The sequence below is a fragment of the Terrihabitans aquatilis genome (genome assembly GCF_052542005.1).
The window spans coordinates 574,618-590,998 of record NZ_JBOCUO010000001.1 but is presented as its reverse complement, the minus strand read 5'-3'; the positions used below and the strand labels follow the sequence as shown (position 1 = coordinate 590,998).

Below are 16,381 nucleotides of genomic sequence, written 5' to 3'. Positions count from 1 at the left end.
TCCGCCGATTATTCGGCGGCTTGTGCTCCCGGCACGGGCTTGGCTGCGAGAACTCCGCGCAGGAAGCGGCCGGTATGGCTGCGCTCGACCTTCGTCACCTGCTCGGGCGTGCCGGCGGCAACCACTTCTCCGCCACCGCTCCCGCCTTCGGGGCCGATGTCAATGATCCAGTCGGCGGTTTTGATGACTTCGAGATTGTGCTCGATCACCACCACCGAATTGCCCTGATCGACCAGTTCGTGGAGCACCTCCAGGAGCTTTGCCACATCGTGAAAATGCAGGCCGGTGGTGGGCTCGTCGAGAATGTAGAGCGTGCGCCCCGTCGATCGGCGTGACAATTCCTTCGACAGCTTCACGCGTTGCGCTTCGCCGCCTGAAAGCGTCGTCGCCTGCTGGCCGACTTTCACATAACCAAGCCCGACCCGAGCCAGCGTCTGCATCTTGTCGCGGATAGACGGAACCGCCTTGAACAGCTCGGCGGCTTCCTCCACCGTCATATCAAGAACGTCTGCTATGCTCTTGCCACGATAAAAAACTTCCAATGTCTCACGATCGTAGCGCCGACCTTTGCAGACGTCGCACGTCACATAGACGTCCGGCAGAAAGTGCATCTCGATCTTGATGACACCATCGCCCTGGCAGACCTCGCAGCGCCCGCCTTTGACGTTGAACGAGAAGCGCCCCGCCTGATAACCCCGGGTCTTCGCCTCGGGAAGGTTGGCAAACCATTCACGGATCGGCGTAAAGGCGCCCGTGTAGGTCGCCGGATTCGAACGCGGCGTGCGGCCGATCGGCGATTGGTCAATGTCGATCACCTTGTCGAGGTGTTCGAGCCCGAAGATCGCATCGTGCGCGCCGGGATGATCGTTGGCACCATTGAGGCGGCGCGCCACGGCCTTGAACACGGTGTCGATCAGAAGGCTCGATTTTCCGCCGCCGGAGACGCCGGTGATGCAGGTGAAGGTGCCGAGCGGGATTTCCGCCGTGACGTTTCTGAGGTTGTTCTCGCGCGCGCCGGTCACTTTCAACGTGCGCTTCTTGTCGAACTTGCGGCGCGTCTTCGGCACCGGAACCATCATCTCGCCGGTGAGGTATTTTCCGGTGAGGCTGGCCGGGTGGGCCATCACTTCTTCCGGTGTGCCCTGCGCAATGATCTGCCCGCCATGGATGCCCGCGCCGGGGCCGACGTCGACCACGAAGTCGGCAAGACGGATCGCGTCCTCATCATGCTCGACCACCACGACCGTGTTGCCGAGATCGCGCAGGCGCTTCAACGTTTCCAGCAAGCGCTCGTTGTCGCGCTGATGCAGGCCGATGGACGGCTCATCCAGCACATAAAGCACGCCGGTGAGGCCGGACCCGATCTGCGAAGCAAGGCGGATGCGCTGGCTCTCGCCGCCCGACAAGGTGCCCGAGGCGCGACCGAGCGTCAGATAGGTCAGGCCGACATCGACGAGAAAACGCAGCCGGTCACGGATCTCCTTCAGGATGCGGCCGGCGATTTCGTTCTGCTTCGGCGTGAGTTGTTCGGGCAGGGCGGTAAACCAGTCGCTTGCTGCCGTCACGGAGAGCTCCGTCACCGCGGAAATGGTGCGCATGCCAATCTTGACCGCCAGCGCTTCCGGTTTGAGACGAGCGCCGCCGCAGGCCGCGCAGGGCGTCTCACCCATATATTTGCCGATCTCCTCGCGCGCCCAATCGCTCTCGGTTTCCTTCCAGCGCCGCTCCAGATTGGTGACGACGCCCTCGAAGGTCTTGCGGGTCTCGTAGGCGCGCAGACCGTCATCGTAGACGAAAGGGATTTTCTCGCTGCCCGAGCCCCGAAGAATGACATCGCGTGCCTTTTCCGGAAGCTCCTGCCAGGGCGTGGTGAGCTTGAAGCCGTAATGCTTCGCAAGCGCTGTCAGGGTCTGGCCGTAAAAAGGCGAGGTCGACTTCGCCCAGGGCGCGATCGCGCCTCCCTTGAGGGTTCGGGTCTCGTCGGGAACGATGCGGGCCGCATCGATGCGCATTTCATGGCCGATGCCGCCGCAGGCGGGGCAGGCCCCGAACGGATTGTTGAACGAGAACAGGCGCGGTTCGATCTCGGCGATGGTGAAGCCGGAGACCGGACAGGCGAATTTTTGCGAGAAGGTGATGCGCTTCGCTGCGCCCTTCTCATCCTTTTCATCGGCATATTCGATGAAGGCGATGCCTTCTGCGAGGCCGAGCGCCGTCTCAAAGCTGTCGGCCAGGCGCGCCGCGATATCGGGCCGCACGACGATGCGGTCCACCACGACCTCGATGTCATGCTTCAGCTTCTTGTCGAGGGCCGGGGCGTCCTCGATGGCGTAGAACTCGCCATCGACTTTTAGCCGCTGGAAGCCCTTCTTCTGAAATTCGGCGATCTCCTTGCGGTATTCGCCCTTGCGGCCGCGCACCACGGGAGCCAGCAGATAAAGCCGCGCGCCCTCAGGCAGCGCCATCACCCGATCCACCATCTGGCTGACGGTCTGGCTTTCGATCGGCAAGCCGGTCGCGGGCGAATAGGGAATGCCGACACGCGCCCAAAGAAGACGCATGTAATCGTAGATCTCGGTGACCGTGCCGACCGTGGAGCGCGGATTCTTGGACGTGGTCTTCTGCTCGATCGAGATGGCCGGCGAAAGGCCTTCGATGCTGTCCACGTCCGGCTTCTGCATCATCTCCAGAAACTGGCGCGCATAGGCCGACAGGCTCTCGACATAGCGCCTTTGCCCCTCGGCATAGATCGTGTCGAAGGCGAGCGATGACTTCCCGGAACCAGAAAGCCCGGTCATCACCACGAGCTTGTCGCGGGGAATGTCGAGATCGACATTCTTGAGATTGTGTTCGCGGGCCCCGCGAATGGAGATCATCTTTCCAGTCATCGAATTGCCAAACGCATGGGAGGGCGCCGGCGATCCCGCACGCCGGAACGGGTGAAGTAAAGCATAGCGATCTTGCGCTTCCGAGTCGTCTCTATTAGGAACATATCAGGAACAATAGTGATGTCGACAAGCGGGAGCTTGACCGGGGTGCAAAGGCCGCCACCTCATGTGGACAAGTCCGCGGCGGGTTTCCGCGAAGGCGGTTCGGCAATAGGGTGCGCGCCCAGCCCAAACAGGAGATGGTCATGGCCGGCAGCGTCAACAAGGTCATTCTGATCGGCAATCTCGGAGCCGATCCGGAAATCCGCCGTACGCAAGACGGCAAGCCCATCGCCAATCTGCGGCTGGCGACCACGGATACGTGGCGCGACCGCAATTCCGGTGAGCGCCGCGAGAAGACGGAATGGCACCGCGTGGTGATCTTTAATGAGGGGCTCTGCAAGGTTGCGGAGCAATATCTGAAGAAGGGCGCCAAGGTTTATGTTGAAGGTGCATTGCAGACGCGCAAATGGACCGACCAATCGGGCGCCGAGAAGTTCTCGACCGAGATCGTGCTGCAGGGCTTCAATTCTGTGCTGACCATGCTCGACGGCCGTGGTGGTGGCGCCTCGGGCGGCGATGACGATTACGGCGGCGGCGGCGATTTCGGCCGCTCCGGTGGCGGCGGCGGTTACGGCAATCGCTCGTCCGGTGGTGGTGAGAACCGTGGCGGCGGAAATTACGGCGGAGGCGGGGGAGCTGGCGGCCGAATGGGCGATATCATCGACGATGAAATCCCGTTCTAGACAATGAGCAAAGCAGGTTTCGAACCGTGCGAAAGAGTACCGAGACCATGTTAACAGATCGGTGATGACGCTTTCCACAAATCGCCAAGCCTGGAACCTTCCATATTGCCGCGGATTGTCCCTCTGAACCCGACGCTAATTCTCAGCGTCGGCTGAATATTGAGGGAGAATGACCATGAAGAAGATCATTTTGCTTCCTGCGCTCGCTCTGTTTGCCGCAACGCCGGCTCTCGCACAGACGACGCCCTCCGGCACTGTGAACTCCGATATGGGGCGCACGGAAAGCCAGTTGGAAGGCGCAAAGGAATCGCACAAGGATTCCGGCATGATGGGCCGCAGCGCGACCCAAGAGCCTATGGCGCCCTCGCAGATCGAGAAGTCCGAATCTCAGAAGCCAGGCGCGACGCCGACGGACGAGAACAAGGACGAGATCCGCCAGCCCGTGAAGTAGGCTGCCGCGATCCGAAATAAACGCCGGCCGTCAAAAGACGGCCGGCTTTTTTTATTGGGTGAGACGAGCAAGCCCGGCATCGAGATCGGCGATCAGGTCGTCCACCTCTTCCAGGCCGATGTGGATGCGCAACGTCTGGCCTTCGAACGGCGAAGGCAAGGATCGTTCTTTGGAAGTGTCGAAAGGGATGATGAGGCTCTCGAACCCACCCCAGGAATAGCCCATTCCGAACAGCTTAAGTTCGTCGAGGAAGCCACGTATGCGTGCATTATCGACCGGTTTAAGTTCAAGACCGAACAGGCCGCAGGAGCCCCGGAAATCGCGTTTCCAGATGGTATGTCCAGGATCGCTTTCGAGCGCCGGGTGAAGCACCCGTGCAACCTCCGGTCGCTCAGCCAGCCATCGAGCTACGGCTAGACCAGAGGCCTGATGCCGCTGAAGCCGCACGCCCAAGGTCCGCAGGCCACGTAGCGCGAGATAGACATCGTCCGGTCCAACGCTCAGGCCCAGATCTCCGTGCGTATCGCGTAGCCGCGGCCACGCTTTCGCATTGGCGGACACCGAGCCGATGAGAACGTCGGAATGGCCGGATACATATTTCGTGCCGGCTTGGATCGAGATGTCGACACCATGGCCGAGTGCGTCGAACAGCAGGGGCGTTGCCCATGTATTGTCCATGAGCACGAGTGCGCCGGCCGTGTGGGCGGCTTTCGCGATGGCTGGAATATCCTGCATCTCGAAGGTGAGGGAGCCTGGGCTTTCGGTGAACACGGCTTTCGTGTTCGGCCGAATCAGATCGGCGATGCCCGCGCCGACGAGAGGATCGTAATAGGTGGTCTCCACGCCCAGCCGTTTTAGCAATCCGTCGCAGAAATGGCGCGTCGGATGATAGACGCTGTCTGCCATGAGGAGGTGGTCTCCCGCCCCCACGGCCGCGAGAATGCCTGTGGTAACGGCCGACAGCCCGGACGGTGTCAGCACGCTGCCCGCCGCCCCCTCCAGCTCGGTCATCGCATCGGCCAGCGCGTCTATGGTGGGCGTGTGGCGGCGCCCGTAGGAATAGCGGATGCGGTTTGCGAAAAAATCGTCCGCATTTGCATAGAGCACGGTGGAGCCATGGAACACGGGCGTGTTGACGAAGCCGTAATGCTCCGACGGCATGCGGCCGAGTGAAACGAGGCGGGTGTTCGGACCGCGTGCCTTCAGGTCATCGTCAGAAGAGGACATGGGATCTCTGGATGTCATGGTATCGCGCGAGTTTCGGGAGATCGACTGCGCCGCGCAAGATCAATTTCCAAGCGGAACGCCCATCACCCTCCGGCGTTGATGCAGGCTGCCCACCAAGCCGGACGTTCCCATGACCTCTCTCGAACCACAGCCGGCTGCCTCTAAAGGCGAACGCACCGCACCGATCATCGTGACGATGCAGGGCCTTGTGCGCACCTCCATCATCGGTTTGTTCATCCTCTCCTTGATGGGCGCGCTCTATTTTGCTCAGGACCTGCTGATCCCGATTGCGCTGGCGTTCCTGTTTGCCATCCTGCTCAGCCCCATCGTCCGGTTTTTCGGCCGTCTGGGTATCCCGCCCGCCGCGAGCGCGACCCTCATCGTGATCTGGCTCGTTTCGATCCTGGGTGCAGGCGGCTATTTCCTCAGCGGGCCCGTTTCGGAATGGATCGACAACGCTCCTCGTATCAGCCGAGAGATCCAGGAGAAATTGTCGGTTGTGCGCAATTCTCTCGGCTTCGTGCTGCAGGTCAACGAGCAGGTCAGCGAACTGGGCGGCAAGGACGATCCGAACGTGCAGCGCGTGGTGTTGAAGCAGCCCGGCCTGCTGAACCGCGCCGCGACTGGCGCACCGGCTATCCTGGCCAAAGTCGGCCTGACCCTAGTGCTTCTGCTGTTTCTGCTCGCCGCGGGCGATTTGTTCCGCGAGAAGCTGGTGAAGGTTCTGCCCACGCTGAGCGACAAGAAGAGGGCGGTGCACATCTCCCGCGACATCGAACGGGAAGTGTCGCGCTATCTCCTCACGATCACCGGCATCAATGTCGCTTATGGCGCAGCGGTCGGCATCGGCATGGCGGTGATCGGCATGCCCAACCCGCTTCTATGGGGTGTTCTCGCCTTCTTCCTCGCCTTCATCCCCTATATCGGGGCCGCCATCGGCTGCGGCCTCGTGTTCGCCGTGGCTCTCGTTTCGTTCCCGACCGTCGGATACGCGCTGCTTGCGCCGGCCATCTACGCGGTGGTGGCTGTGGCCGAGGGCCAGTTCATGACGCCCATGATCGTGGGGCGGCGTCTGGAGATGAACGCTGTGGCGATCCTCATTTCCGTGGCGCTCTGGGGCTGGCTGTGGGGCATCGTGGGTGCGCTCATCGCTGTGCCGGTGCTCGTCATGATCAAGGTGTTTTCCGATCATGTGGAAGGGCTGGATGCGCTGGGCCAGTTTCTGTCCACATCGGACCAGCGAGAGACGCCGCCTCCCGCTGAGCCGGCGCCGCAGGTTACGCCTGCGCGATAGGCACGTCGTCGCGGCTGCCCCATTCCGACCACGAGCCGTCGTAGAGCCGCGGCACTTCTTGGCCGAGCTGGTGCACTGCCAGAGCGAGGATGGCCGCCGTGACACCGGAGCCGCAAGTCGTGATCATGGCGCGCGCAGGGTCTACGCCGCCGGCATTGAAGGCCGCCGAAAGGCCGGCGGCATCTTTCAGGCGTCCGTCCGGTGTCAGCAATGTTCGGTAATGGACATTGTGGCTGCCGGGAACATGCCCGGAGCGCACACCGGCGCGCGGGTCGGCTTCCTGGCCCGAATAGCGGCCGGGCGATCGCGCGTCGACGATCTGGATATCGGCGTCGAGCGCTGCCTTCATGTCGTCGAGATGCGCCACCGCGCCGTGGTCGATCCTGGGGAGGAATGTCCTGGGTTGGGGATGAACCTCACCCCGGTCCACCGGGCGGCCTTCTGCCGTCCATTTCGTGAGACCCCCGTCGAGGATGAAGACCTTCTCCGCACCCATGATGCGGAAGTTCCACCATACACGCGCCGCCGCGAACAGGCCGCCCGCCTCATAGACAACAATCGTCTGGTCTTCTGAAATGCCGAGCGCGCCGGCGGCCTCGGCAAACACCGCCTCGTCGGCCAAGGTGTGCGGCAAACCGGACGAGAGATCAGCGATCCGATCGATGTCGAAGTGCACCGCGCCGGGAAGGTGAGCGTCGAGGAATTCGGCGCGTGCATCGCGGTTCGCGTCCGGCATGTGCCAGGAGGCGTCGACGATCGCGATATCCGGCTGGCCGAGATGCGCGGCCAGCCATTCCGTTGAGACCAGGGCTGCAGTCATGCTCACCACTTCCCGGTGTTTGGCATGGAGGCCCACGGCTCCTGCTTGGGAAGTGCTGGGCCCTTCTGAAGCAGTTCGATGGAGATGTTATCCGGCGAGCGGATAAAGGCCATGTTCCCGTCGCGGGGCGGGCGGTTGATGGTCACGCCGTCCTTCTGCAGCTTCTCGCAGATTGCGTAGATGTCATCGACCTCGAAGGCCAGATGGCCGAAATTGCGGCCCTCGTCGTAATCTTCCGGATCCCAATTGTAGGTCAGCTCCAGTTCCGGCGCACGGCCCGCGATCGCGGAATCCTTGTCGTCGGGCGCGGCCAGGAAGATCAGCGTGTACCGGCCCTCGGGCACTTCCTTCCGCTTGGTCTCGACCATGCCAAACTTCCGACAATAGAAATCGAGGGACGCGTCGATGTCGCGAACGCGGACCATGGTGTGGAGATAGCGCATGGGAATCCTCGTAAACATGGCTGGGAAGGGGAAACTATGCGCTTGCCCGGCGTTCTCAAGAGGCAGTCTCCTCCTATTGAGGTGTGCACGGCTGCAACAACACGAAGCGGACGCCATGAAGAAGCCACTTTTCGCTTTGCGCAGGCTATAGTGCTGCTATCGTGGATTGAGAATTGGGCGGGCGTTACGCCCGTGTGAGCGGCGGCATTTTATGAGTTCTGATGGGCTGCACGATCGAAAAGGAATGATGGCGGCGGATTCCAGCAGTGCCGGCGATCAGGGATCGCTCGAACTGGTCGAAGTCAGCGGCGTCATCAAATGGTTCGACGTATCCAAAGGCTATGGTTTCATCGTGCCCGACGATGGCGGTGCCGACGTGCTTTTGCATGTGACCTGCCTGCGGAGGGACGGCTATCAGACAGCCAGCGAAGGCACCCGCATCGTGTGCGAGGCGGAGGCGCGCCCCAAGGGCCGTCAGGTGTTCCGCGTTTTGTCGATGGACACCTCCACCGCGGTCAACCCGGCGGAACTTCCCCCGCGCACTCATGTTCACGTCGCCCCCACGAGTCCGCTCAAGCGGGCCGAGGTCAAATGGTTCAACCGGCTGAAAGGCTTCGGTTTTCTCACCTGCGGCGAAGGCACTCCGGACATTTTCGTCCACATGGAAACGCTGCGGCGCTACGGCCTCACCGAGTTGAAGCCGGGTCAGACGGTTCTGGTGCGCTACGGCGATGGACCGAAAGGTCTCATGGCCGCCGAGGTTCTGCCCGATGGTGTCGGGCAGGTGCCCGCGTCTCATTAGGGCGCCCATGATGCGGTTCGTTGCGGCCCTGCTGGTTTGCGTTTGCCTTTGGGCAGGTCAGTTCGTCCCGGCCATAGCCGCGGATTTCAGCCCCCTGACGGCCCGCACCGAGTCCGGCGCGCACGAATTCCAGGTCGAAATCGCCAACACGGACCGGAGCCGCGAGCAGGGGCTCATGTATCGCCGCGATCTGGCGGATGATCGTGGCATGCTGTTCGATTTCGAGGAGGAGCGCGAGGTCTCGTTCTGGATGCAGAACACCTACATCTCGCTCGACATGATCTTCATCCGTTCGGATGGCGTGGTGCAGAGGGTGGAACATCGTGCGACGCCGTTGTCGACGCGGCTGGTCGATTCCGGGAGCCCGGTGCGCTTCGTGCTCGAAGTGCCGGGCGGCATTTCCGAACGACTGGGCATCAAGCGCGGCACCCGGGTGGAGCACGCCCTGATCGGGCGCGGCCGCTAGCGCCTTACTTCTTTTCCAGCAGGATTTGCGAGCCCCGCTTTTCGATCTGCCCGCGCACCTTTTCCGCGATGGCGGCAAGCACCCAGGGAAGATCCACCTCGACGCGCACCTGCTGATCCATGACGTGGATGCGGCCGCTCACGGTCTGCTTCATGGCCACCACGCGAAAATGCAGATCGTCCTCGCGCCATTCATCCTCGACCGACGTGGTGTAGGCGGCAAGCTGTGGCCGCACGCCATTTAGTCCGTCACGGATCCGTTTGATCGCCTCGGCCTTGGTGTGCTGGTGCGGGAGAGTGACGACCACGGGCTTCTTCATAAACTGGCTCCCTGAGAACTGATCTTTCTAGATAGGCGCAGGAGCCGTGTTTGCGAGTGCCGCGAGGTGGCGCGCTCCCGCGTGTCAGCTGAAGCGCGCTTCCACGTAATCGACTTCGCGGATCAGCTTGCGCGCGATCTCCTCACCGATTTCCCGGCGCCTGCGCAGCCGCAGGATCTGGCGGCGTTCGGCGGTCAGGGCGGCCAGCCTCAGCTGCCGCTCGATCCCTTCCAGCATATGGTTGGATGCTGCAATTTCCGAGGCCTGTCGCCGCGAGGCGACGCGCGCCCGGTACACATCCATCAGCCGGCTGCCGACATCGGCGAAAATGTCGGCATCGCTGCGGCCTTCAGCCAACTCATGCTGGGTCTGTTCGATGGCCTGAATGGCGGCTTCGGCGGCGGCGATGCGCGCCATGTCTTCCGCCTCCTCTTCGGAAGGTTCGAGAGGGAATTCGACGTTCTTCAACAGGCGGGGAAGGGTGACGCTGGCGATCACGATGGAAAAGATGATCACGCCGGCGGCCAGGAAGATCGCGAGATCACGCGCTGGAAATGGTGATCCGTCCACGAGCGTTATCGGAAGGGTGAGCACACCGGCGAGGGTGATGGCGCCACGCACGCCCGCGACCGACATGGCCAGCACGAGACGGCGGGACGGCTTCTTGACGTCGTTGCCGCGTCGCGTTTCACGGAACAGGAAGAAGTGTACCGACGTCCACACCCACGCCAGACGCACTCCGATAAGCGCGGCATTGATCGCCAGCACGTAAACAAGCAGCCACCAGGGGTTCAGCGTACCTGCTTCCCCCGCGCTTTCCATGGCCCCGGAGAGGATGTCGGGAAGCTGCTCGCCCAGCAGCACGAAGATGATGCCGTTCGCCGCGAACTGGATCATGTCCCACACGGCATTGCCATTGACGCGTGTGGTGGCCCTCATTTCGTGCCAGGTGCTGAAATAGCTCATGGAAATGCCTGCCGCGACAGCGGCAAGAATGCCGGAGCAATGCACCTCCTCGGCCAGGATATAGGCGCCGAACGGCATGAGAACCGTGAGCAGGATAGAGCCCGCGGGCTCTTCCCCGTAACGCTCGTTCAGCCAGCGGCGGACGCTGGCGATCAGCCAGGTGACGCCCACGCCGATACTGATGCCGCCGGCCGCCAGCCAAAGGAAGGTCAGGGAGGCATCGGCAAGCGAGAACGTCCCGGTGAGTGCCGCTGCGATGGCGAAGCGCAGGCAGACGAGGCCCGAGGCGTCATTCAGCAGCGATTCACCTTCCAGAATGTGCATCAGCCGATTGGGAACGGGCGTCTGGGAGGCCACGGCGGAAACCGCAATCGGATCGGTCGGCGAGACCACCGCCGCCACCGCGAAGCACACTGCCAGCGGCATGCTGGGAATGAGCCAGTGCAGGAAGAAGCCGACGCCGACCACAGTCAGGATCACGAGGCCCAGCGCCAGCTCCAGGATGAAGCCCTTGTCCCGGGAAAGACCTTCCTTCGGGATGCGCCAGCCATCGAGGAAGAGGAGCGGGGGCAGGAAGAGCAGGAAGAAGATTTCCGGATGCAGCTTCACTCCCAGATCCGCAATGCCCGAGATGAAGGCTCCCAATGCAATCTGGATCAGCGGCAGCGGAATGGACGAGGGGAGCATGCGGCCCATCGCGCCGCTAACGACGACTGCAAGCATGAGGATTAGGGCGACACTGATGACGTCCATCGAAGCTCCTGCGCCGCATACGTTTGGAAAGGGGGTATTCTCCCTAAAGGGTTGTTACGGTGAAGCGCAACAGCCGGATACTTCCATCATCCGGGCGGCTCCGCTCAGAGGTCCGGCAGGATCAGGAAACCGGCGCCGTGTTGCGAGGTGGCTTCTGCAGGAGCCGCGGGGCGGGTGCGCATGTCGTCGACACGTGCCGTTGCAGGGCCGATCCTGATCTCGGCAAGAAGATCGGCCACATCCCGGTCTGGACCGGCGACCACGGCCTCGACGCTTCCATCAGTGCGATTTCGAGTCCATCCGTGAAGCTCGCGCCGCTTGGCCTGATCCTGCAGCCAGGCGCGATAGCCGACCCCTTGCACCTTGCCCGTGACGATGATGTGGACCGAAGATTCCATGCGTCCTCTCCCTTGTTGGTTGCCCAAGGCTTTTCGGGGGCTACCGGAAAGCGATTTCTTCCTCCATAAATTCTCGAAACAAGAACTTTTGGGGAGGAGCACCATGGACGTTCGTGCAGCCGTTGCCATTGCCGCAGGAAAGCCGCTCGAAATCACCACTGTTCAACTGGAGGGGCCGCGCGCCGGCGAAGTGCTGGTGGAGATCAAGGCCACCGGCATCTGCCATACGGACTGGTTCACGCTGTCCGGTGCGGATCCGGAGGGGCTCTTTCCTGCCATCCTCGGCCATGAAGGCGCGGGCGTGGTGGTCGAGGTCGGGGCCGGCGTCACCACCTTGAAGCCGGGCGATCACGTCATTCCGCTCTACACGCCGGAATGCCGCGAATGCGCGTCCTGCCTGTCACGCAAAACCAATCTCTGCACCAAGATCCGCGGCACACAGGGGCAGGGCCTCATGCCGGATGGCACCTCGCGCTTCTCGCTCGAGGGCAAGAAGCTGCACCATTACATGGGCACATCGACCTTCGCGAACTACACGGTGCTGCCCGAGATCGCGCTCGCGAAGATTCGCGAGGACGCGCCTTTCGACAAGGTCTGTTACATCGGCTGCGGTGTGACGACCGGCGTCGGCGCCGTCATCAACACGGCAAAGGTGGAGCCGGGCGCGAAGGCGATCGTGTTCGGCCTCGGCGGCATCGGACTGAACGTGATCCAGGGCCTTCGTCTCGTCGGCGCGGACATGATCATCGGCGTCGACATCAACAACGACAAGAAGGAATGGGGCGAACGCTTCGGCATGACCCATTTCGTCAATCCCACCGAAATCGGCGAAGACCTCGTGCCTTATCTCGTCAACATGACGAAGACGGGTTTCGATCAGATCGGCGGTGCCGACTACACCTTCGATTGCACCGGCAATGTGAAGGTCATGCGCCAGGCTCTGGAGGCCTGCCATCGCGGTTGGGGCGAAAGCATCGTCATCGGCGTGGCCGGCGCTGGCCAGGAAATCTCCACCCGGCCGTTCCAGCTCGTCACCGGGCGTTCGTGGCGGGGTTCGGCCTTTGGTGGTGCGCGGGGCCGAACGGACGTGCCGAAGATCGTGGATTGGTACATGGACGGAAAGATCGAGATCGATCCCATGATCACCCACACGATGCCGCTCGAGGAGATCAATCACGGCTTCGAGCTGATGCACCACGGAGAGAGTGTGCGCGGCGTGGTGATCTTCTGAATATCGTCCCGGTCATTGCCTGTTAGCGAAGGGTGAGTAAAAGAGGGGCATTCACCCTTCTTGCTGTTCCGGAGTGCTGATGGCCGAGCCTGATCTGATCGATACGGCCGAGCGCACATCCGACACCCACCCATCCGACGAGGGCGGCGGCATCACGGCCGCCTTCGTCGAGGCCGTTGTCGAAACGATCCGCACCGAGGACGCCGAGCGCCTGCGCGCGCTTGCCGGCGATCTTCATGAGGCCGATGTCGGCGAACTGATCGAGGCGCTCGATCCGGAACTCCGACCGCTTCTCGTCGAGCTCCTGGGCGAGAATTTCCACTTCGCGGCCCTGACCGAGGTGGACGAGAACGTCCGCCTCGAAATCCTGGAGGAGCTGGAAACCGACACGATCGTCGAGGGCCTCCGGGAGCTCGATTCCGACGACGCGGTCTACATCCTCGAAGACCTCGAAGACGAAGACCGGAAAGAGATCCTCGACCGGCTTCCGCTGCCGGAGCGTGCGGCGCTCGTGCGCGCCCTCGATTTTCCGGAGGAGGCTGCCGGCCGCTTGATGCAGACCGATTTCGTGGCCCTCCCGCCGTTCTGGACGGTGGGTCGCGCGATCGATTACCTCGCGGAACTTGCTGATGACGGGCCGGAGATCTTCTACGAGATCTTCGTCATCGATCCCGCCTTCCGCCTTCAGGGCTCCGTGCCTCTCGACAAGCTGCTGCGCAGCCCGCGCAATGCCCAGCTCGAGACCGTTCTCACAGAGGATGTCCGCTCGTTCGAAGCCTTGTCGGACCGCGAGGAAGTGGCGCGGCAATTCCAGCGCTACAACCTCGTCTCGGCTCCCGTCGTGGATGCCGAAGACCGCCTCGTCGGCGTTTTGACGGTCGACGACATGGTGGACGTCATCCAGCAGGAAGCGGACGAGGATATCCGCGCGCTCGGCGGCGTGTTCGGCGACGAGGAATTGTCGGACAACGTTCCCGAGACGGCGCGCAGCCGTTTTCCCTGGCTGCTCATCAACCTTGGCACGGCGTTCCTCACGGCAGCCGTCATCGGTCTGTTCTCCGATACCATCGAGCACATGGTGGCTCTCGCCATCCTCATGCCGATCGTCGCGTCGCTCGGCGGAAACGCTGCAACCCAGGCCATGACCGTGACGGTGCGCGCGCTCTCCAGCCGGGAACTGGGCCGGCGAAACATCCGGCGCATCATCACGCGTGAAATGCTGGTCGGCGTGCTGAACGGCGCATGCCTGTCGATCATTCTCGGGGCCATTGCCGGCCTGTGGTTCATGAACGCGGAGCTCGGCGGCGTCATCGCCGCGGCCCTGATCGTCAACATGCTCGTCGCGGGCCTGTTCGGGGCGCTCATCCCCATCACGGTCCACCGGCTGAAGCTCGATCCTGCGGTGGCCTCGGGTGTGTTCGTCAGCACCATCACCGACGTCGTGGGCTTCTTCGCCTTTCTGGGGCTCGCCGCATGGTGGTTCGGCCTGCACTGAGGCGATTGCAGGTAGCGTTGCACGAGCGTATATGAGCCGCCCCATTCGCGGCGGGAGCCTTATCGCTCCGACGGCGTTATGGGCTGCAGGCGCCCAGCAGGCGCACGTTCGGGCGAGGCCCTTCAATGAACGATATCATGCCCTCAATGGCCGCATCGACAGCGGGCCAGGGCGCTCATCTCCATAAATCCTCGGGCCGCACACAAAGGCTGATGATCCTCGGCAGCCTTGGCGTCGTCTATGGCGACATCGGCACGAGCCCGCTCTACGCCCTTCGGGAATCTCTCCTCCATGTCGGCCGTGCCCCGAGCCATGAAGAGGTGGTCGGCATCGTTTCGCTGCTGATCTGGGCACTGATTGTGGTCGTCACGCTCAAATACGTCGTGCTCATGATGCGAGCCGACAATTCCGGGGAAGGCGGCACCTTCTCGCTTATGGCGCTGGCGCAATCCTCGCTGAAGAAGCCCAGTCCCATCGTGCTTGGGCTGGGCATCGTCGGTGCCTCGCTGTTCTACGGCGATTCCATTCTTACGCCGGCCATCTCCGTGCTGTCGGCGGTCGAGGGCCTCACCACCGCGTCTCCCTTGCCGGTTGGCTGGGTGGTGCCGGTCACGCTTGTCATCCTCACGGCGGTCTATGTCGTGCAGTCCTACGGCACGGAGCGGGTCGCGTCGTTCTTTGGGCCGATCATGCTGGTGTGGTTCGCCACGCTCACCGTGCTGGGCGTCTGGCACATCTTCGATTCGCCCGACATCCTGTGGGCTCTCGATCCCTCGCACGCCGTCCGCTTCATGTTCGGCCATGGCCTCATCGGCTTCACCGTGCTGGGTTCGGTGTTCCTCGCCGTTACGGGGGCGGAGGCGCTGTATGCCGATATGGGCCATTTCGGCCGCGACCCGATCCGCCGCGCCTGGCTGTTCTGCGTGCTGCCGGCACTGACCCTGAATTATCTGGGGCAGGGCGCGCTGGCGCTTTCGCAACCCGAGACGATCGGCAATCTGTTCTTTCTCACGGCACCCGAATGGGCGCGCTTGCCATTCGTCCTGCTGGCCACGCTCGCAACGGTCATCGCGGCGCAGGCGGTCATCACCGGCGCGTATTCGCTCACCCGGCAGGCGATGATGCTGGGAGTGCTGCCGCGCCTCGAAGTCACCCACACGTCCGAAACCCAGCTCGGCCAGGTCTATATGCCGAAGGTCAACTGGCTGATGCTGGCCGGCGCTATCCTGCTGGTGATCCTGTTCGAGAGCTCCAGCGAACTTGCTTCCGCCTATGGCATCGCGGTGGTTGGCACGATGTTCACGACGAGCCTTCTGGCCATCGTCGTCATCGCGCGGGCCTGGAAATGGGGCTGGACGCTCGCGGTGCTGGTCATGCTTCCGCTGATCGCCATCGACACCACGTTCCTCACCGCGAATTTGCTGAAGCTGCTCGATGGCGGCTATGTGCCCCTCCTGCTGGGCGCTGCGATGACCGTGATGATGTGGACCTGGGTGCGCGGCAGCGGCATCCTGGCGGTGAAGCTGCGCAAGGGCAGCGTGCCGCTGACCGACCTGTTGCGGTCGCTGAGCAAGGGATCGGCCGTCCGCGTGCCGGGCACCGCCATCTTCCTCACCTCCGATCCGGAAGTCGCGCCGGCCGCCATGCTCCACAATCTGAAGCACAACAAGGTGCTCCACGAGAAGAACGTGGTGGTGACGGTCCGCACCCTGCAGCACCCCTACGCCAGCAATGCCGAGCGCACGAAGCTGGAATGGCTCGCTCCGGATTTCGCACGGGTCGAGATCTATTACGGCTACATGGAAACGCCCAACATCCCGAAGGCATTGGCCAAGGCCAAAAGCCACGGCCTGAAGTTCGACATCATGTCGACCTCGTTCTTCATCGGCCGCCGATCCCTGAGGGCCTCAGCCCATGAGGGCATGCCGCTGTGGCAGGACAATCTCTACATCGTCCTCAACAAGCAGGCGGACGATCTGATCGAGTATTTCCGCATTCCCGCGGGCCGTGTGATCGAGCTGGGAAGCCAGGTCACGCTCTGAG

15 protein-coding genes are annotated in these 16,381 nt (G+C 62.6%); 8 read left to right on the top strand and 7 right to left on the bottom strand.

Annotation, left to right across the window (positions count from 1 at the left end; all coding sequences use genetic code 11):
- Nucleotides 1-8 precede the first annotated feature (8 nt).
- On the bottom strand, nucleotides 9-2,888 hold the full coding sequence (uvrA, locus tag ACQ6S1_RS02990; protein WP_445039666.1) for an excinuclease ABC subunit UvrA: 2,880 nt from the start codon (nucleotides 2,886-2,888) through the stop codon (nucleotides 9-11).
- A gap of 245 nt (nucleotides 2,889-3,133) precedes the next feature.
- Between uvrA and ACQ6S1_RS02985 the strand changes: the two genes are divergently transcribed.
- The gene (locus ACQ6S1_RS02985; protein ID WP_445039665.1) at nucleotides 3,134-3,673 is read left to right on the top strand and encodes a single-stranded DNA-binding protein; all 540 of its coding nucleotides are present in this window, start codon (nucleotides 3,134-3,136) and stop codon (nucleotides 3,671-3,673) included.
- Nucleotides 3,674-3,848: 175 nt separating this feature from the next.
- Nucleotides 3,849-4,124, top strand: a complete 276-nt coding sequence (locus ACQ6S1_RS02980) for a hypothetical protein (protein ID WP_445039664.1) — start codon at nucleotides 3,849-3,851, stop codon at nucleotides 4,122-4,124.
- Nucleotides 4,125-4,175: 51 nt separating this feature from the next.
- On the opposite strand, the gene metC is transcribed toward ACQ6S1_RS02980, so the two are convergent.
- Complete coding sequence (gene metC, locus ACQ6S1_RS02975; protein WP_445039663.1) at nucleotides 4,176-5,351, bottom strand: cystathionine beta-lyase; 1,176 nt, start codon at nucleotides 5,349-5,351, stop codon at nucleotides 4,176-4,178.
- 130 nt (nucleotides 5,352-5,481) lie between these two features.
- Between metC and ACQ6S1_RS02970 the strand changes: the two genes are divergently transcribed.
- The gene (locus ACQ6S1_RS02970; RefSeq protein ID WP_445039662.1) at nucleotides 5,482-6,645 is read left to right on the top strand and encodes an AI-2E family transporter; all 1,164 of its coding nucleotides are present in this window, start codon (nucleotides 5,482-5,484) and stop codon (nucleotides 6,643-6,645) included.
- Here the strand turns inward: ACQ6S1_RS02970 and sseA are convergent.
- Together sseA and gloA are read right to left on the bottom strand one after the other, a co-directional pair.
- Nucleotides 6,629-7,465 carry a 3-mercaptopyruvate sulfurtransferase gene (gene sseA, locus ACQ6S1_RS02965; RefSeq protein ID WP_445039661.1) on the bottom strand — a complete coding sequence of 279 codons (837 nt, stop codon included), beginning with the start codon at nucleotides 7,463-7,465 and terminating at the stop codon, nucleotides 6,629-6,631. The two genes, ACQ6S1_RS02970 and sseA, sit on opposite strands and share 17 nt — an antisense overlap.
- 2 nt (nucleotides 7,466-7,467) lie before the next feature.
- Nucleotides 7,468-7,908 (bottom strand): lactoylglutathione lyase, encoded by a 441-nt coding sequence (gene gloA, locus ACQ6S1_RS02960; protein WP_445039660.1) that lies wholly within the window; start codon nucleotides 7,906-7,908, stop codon nucleotides 7,468-7,470.
- 244 nt (nucleotides 7,909-8,152) lie between these two features.
- On the opposite strand from gloA, the gene ACQ6S1_RS02955 reads away from it, so the two are divergent.
- A complete protein-coding gene (locus tag ACQ6S1_RS02955; protein ID WP_445039659.1) occupies nucleotides 8,153-8,710 on the top strand; it encodes a cold-shock protein in 558 nt (185 codons plus the stop codon).
- 7 nt (nucleotides 8,711-8,717) lie between these two features.
- Nucleotides 8,718-9,176, top strand: coding sequence for a DUF192 domain-containing protein (locus ACQ6S1_RS02950; RefSeq protein ID WP_445039658.1), 459 nt, complete (start codon nucleotides 8,718-8,720; stop codon nucleotides 9,174-9,176).
- Between the two features lie 4 nt (nucleotides 9,177-9,180).
- On the opposite strand, the gene ACQ6S1_RS02945 is transcribed toward ACQ6S1_RS02950, so the two are convergent.
- The 3 genes from ACQ6S1_RS02945 to ACQ6S1_RS02935 all read right to left on the bottom strand — a co-directional run bounded on the left by ACQ6S1_RS02945 (nucleotide 9,181) and on the right by ACQ6S1_RS02935 (nucleotide 11,612).
- The gene (locus ACQ6S1_RS02945; protein ID WP_445039657.1) at nucleotides 9,181-9,495 is read right to left on the bottom strand and encodes a polyhydroxyalkanoic acid system family protein; all 315 of its coding nucleotides are present in this window, start codon (nucleotides 9,493-9,495) and stop codon (nucleotides 9,181-9,183) included.
- An 84-nt stretch (nucleotides 9,496-9,579) separates the two neighbouring features.
- Nucleotides 9,580-11,214, bottom strand: coding sequence for a Na+/H+ antiporter (locus ACQ6S1_RS02940; protein ID WP_445039656.1), 1,635 nt, complete (start codon nucleotides 11,212-11,214; stop codon nucleotides 9,580-9,582).
- A 104-nt stretch (nucleotides 11,215-11,318) separates the two neighbouring features.
- Nucleotides 11,319-11,612, bottom strand: a complete 294-nt coding sequence (locus tag ACQ6S1_RS02935; RefSeq protein WP_445039655.1) for an acylphosphatase — start codon at nucleotides 11,610-11,612, stop codon at nucleotides 11,319-11,321.
- A 103-nt stretch (nucleotides 11,613-11,715) separates the two neighbouring features.
- On the opposite strand from ACQ6S1_RS02935, the gene ACQ6S1_RS02930 reads away from it, so the two are divergent.
- The 3 genes from ACQ6S1_RS02930 (at nucleotide 11,716) to ACQ6S1_RS02920 (ending at nucleotide 16,380) form a co-directional block, all read left to right on the top strand.
- Nucleotides 11,716-12,843 (top strand): S-(hydroxymethyl)glutathione dehydrogenase/class III alcohol dehydrogenase, encoded by a 1,128-nt coding sequence (locus ACQ6S1_RS02930; RefSeq protein WP_445039654.1) that lies wholly within the window; start codon nucleotides 11,716-11,718, stop codon nucleotides 12,841-12,843.
- A gap of 79 nt (nucleotides 12,844-12,922) precedes the next feature.
- A complete protein-coding gene (mgtE, locus tag ACQ6S1_RS02925) occupies nucleotides 12,923-14,338 on the top strand; it encodes a magnesium transporter (RefSeq protein ID WP_445039653.1) in 1,416 nt (471 codons plus the stop codon).
- Between the two features lie 125 nt (nucleotides 14,339-14,463).
- Nucleotides 14,464-16,380 carry a potassium transporter Kup gene (locus ACQ6S1_RS02920; protein ID WP_445039652.1) on the top strand — a complete coding sequence of 639 codons (1,917 nt, stop codon included), beginning with the start codon at nucleotides 14,464-14,466 and terminating at the stop codon, nucleotides 16,378-16,380.
- Nucleotide 16,381: the final 1 nt, after the last annotated feature.

Excerpts from the sequence above, each read along its gene's own strand:
- ACQ6S1_RS02970 (WP_445039662.1), top strand. The coding sequence starts at position 5,482 with ATGACCTCTCTCGAACCACAGCCGGCTGCCTCTAAAGGCGAACGCACC.
- ACQ6S1_RS02980 (WP_445039664.1), top strand. The coding sequence starts at position 3,849 with ATGAAGAAGATCATTTTGCTTCCTGCGCTCGCTCTGTTTGCCGCAACG.
- ACQ6S1_RS02950 (WP_445039658.1), top strand. The coding sequence starts at position 8,718 with ATGATGCGGTTCGTTGCGGCCCTGCTGGTTTGCGTTTGCCTTTGGGCA.
- gloA (WP_445039660.1), bottom strand. The coding sequence starts at position 7,908 with ATGCGCTATCTCCACACCATGGTCCGCGTTCGCGACATCGACGCGTCC.
- ACQ6S1_RS02930 (WP_445039654.1), top strand. The coding sequence starts at position 11,716 with ATGGACGTTCGTGCAGCCGTTGCCATTGCCGCAGGAAAGCCGCTCGAA.
- ACQ6S1_RS02945 (WP_445039657.1), bottom strand. The coding sequence starts at position 9,495 with ATGAAGAAGCCCGTGGTCGTCACTCTCCCGCACCAGCACACCAAGGCC.
- uvrA (WP_445039666.1), bottom strand. The coding sequence starts at position 2,888 with ATGACTGGAAAGATGATCTCCATTCGCGGGGCCCGCGAACACAATCTC.
- sseA (WP_445039661.1), bottom strand. The coding sequence starts at position 7,465 with ATGACTGCAGCCCTGGTCTCAACGGAATGGCTGGCCGCGCATCTCGGC.
- mgtE (WP_445039653.1), top strand. The coding sequence starts at position 12,923 with ATGGCCGAGCCTGATCTGATCGATACGGCCGAGCGCACATCCGACACC.
- metC (WP_445039663.1), bottom strand. The coding sequence starts at position 5,351 with ATGTCCTCTTCTGACGATGACCTGAAGGCACGCGGTCCGAACACCCGC.
- ACQ6S1_RS02920 (WP_445039652.1), top strand. The coding sequence starts at position 14,464 with ATGAACGATATCATGCCCTCAATGGCCGCATCGACAGCGGGCCAGGGC.
- ACQ6S1_RS02935 (WP_445039655.1), bottom strand. The coding sequence starts at position 11,612 with ATGGAATCTTCGGTCCACATCATCGTCACGGGCAAGGTGCAAGGGGTC.
- ACQ6S1_RS02940 (WP_445039656.1), bottom strand. The coding sequence starts at position 11,214 with ATGGACGTCATCAGTGTCGCCCTAATCCTCATGCTTGCAGTCGTCGTT.
- ACQ6S1_RS02985 (WP_445039665.1), top strand. The coding sequence starts at position 3,134 with ATGGCCGGCAGCGTCAACAAGGTCATTCTGATCGGCAATCTCGGAGCC.
- ACQ6S1_RS02955 (WP_445039659.1), top strand. The coding sequence starts at position 8,153 with ATGATGGCGGCGGATTCCAGCAGTGCCGGCGATCAGGGATCGCTCGAA.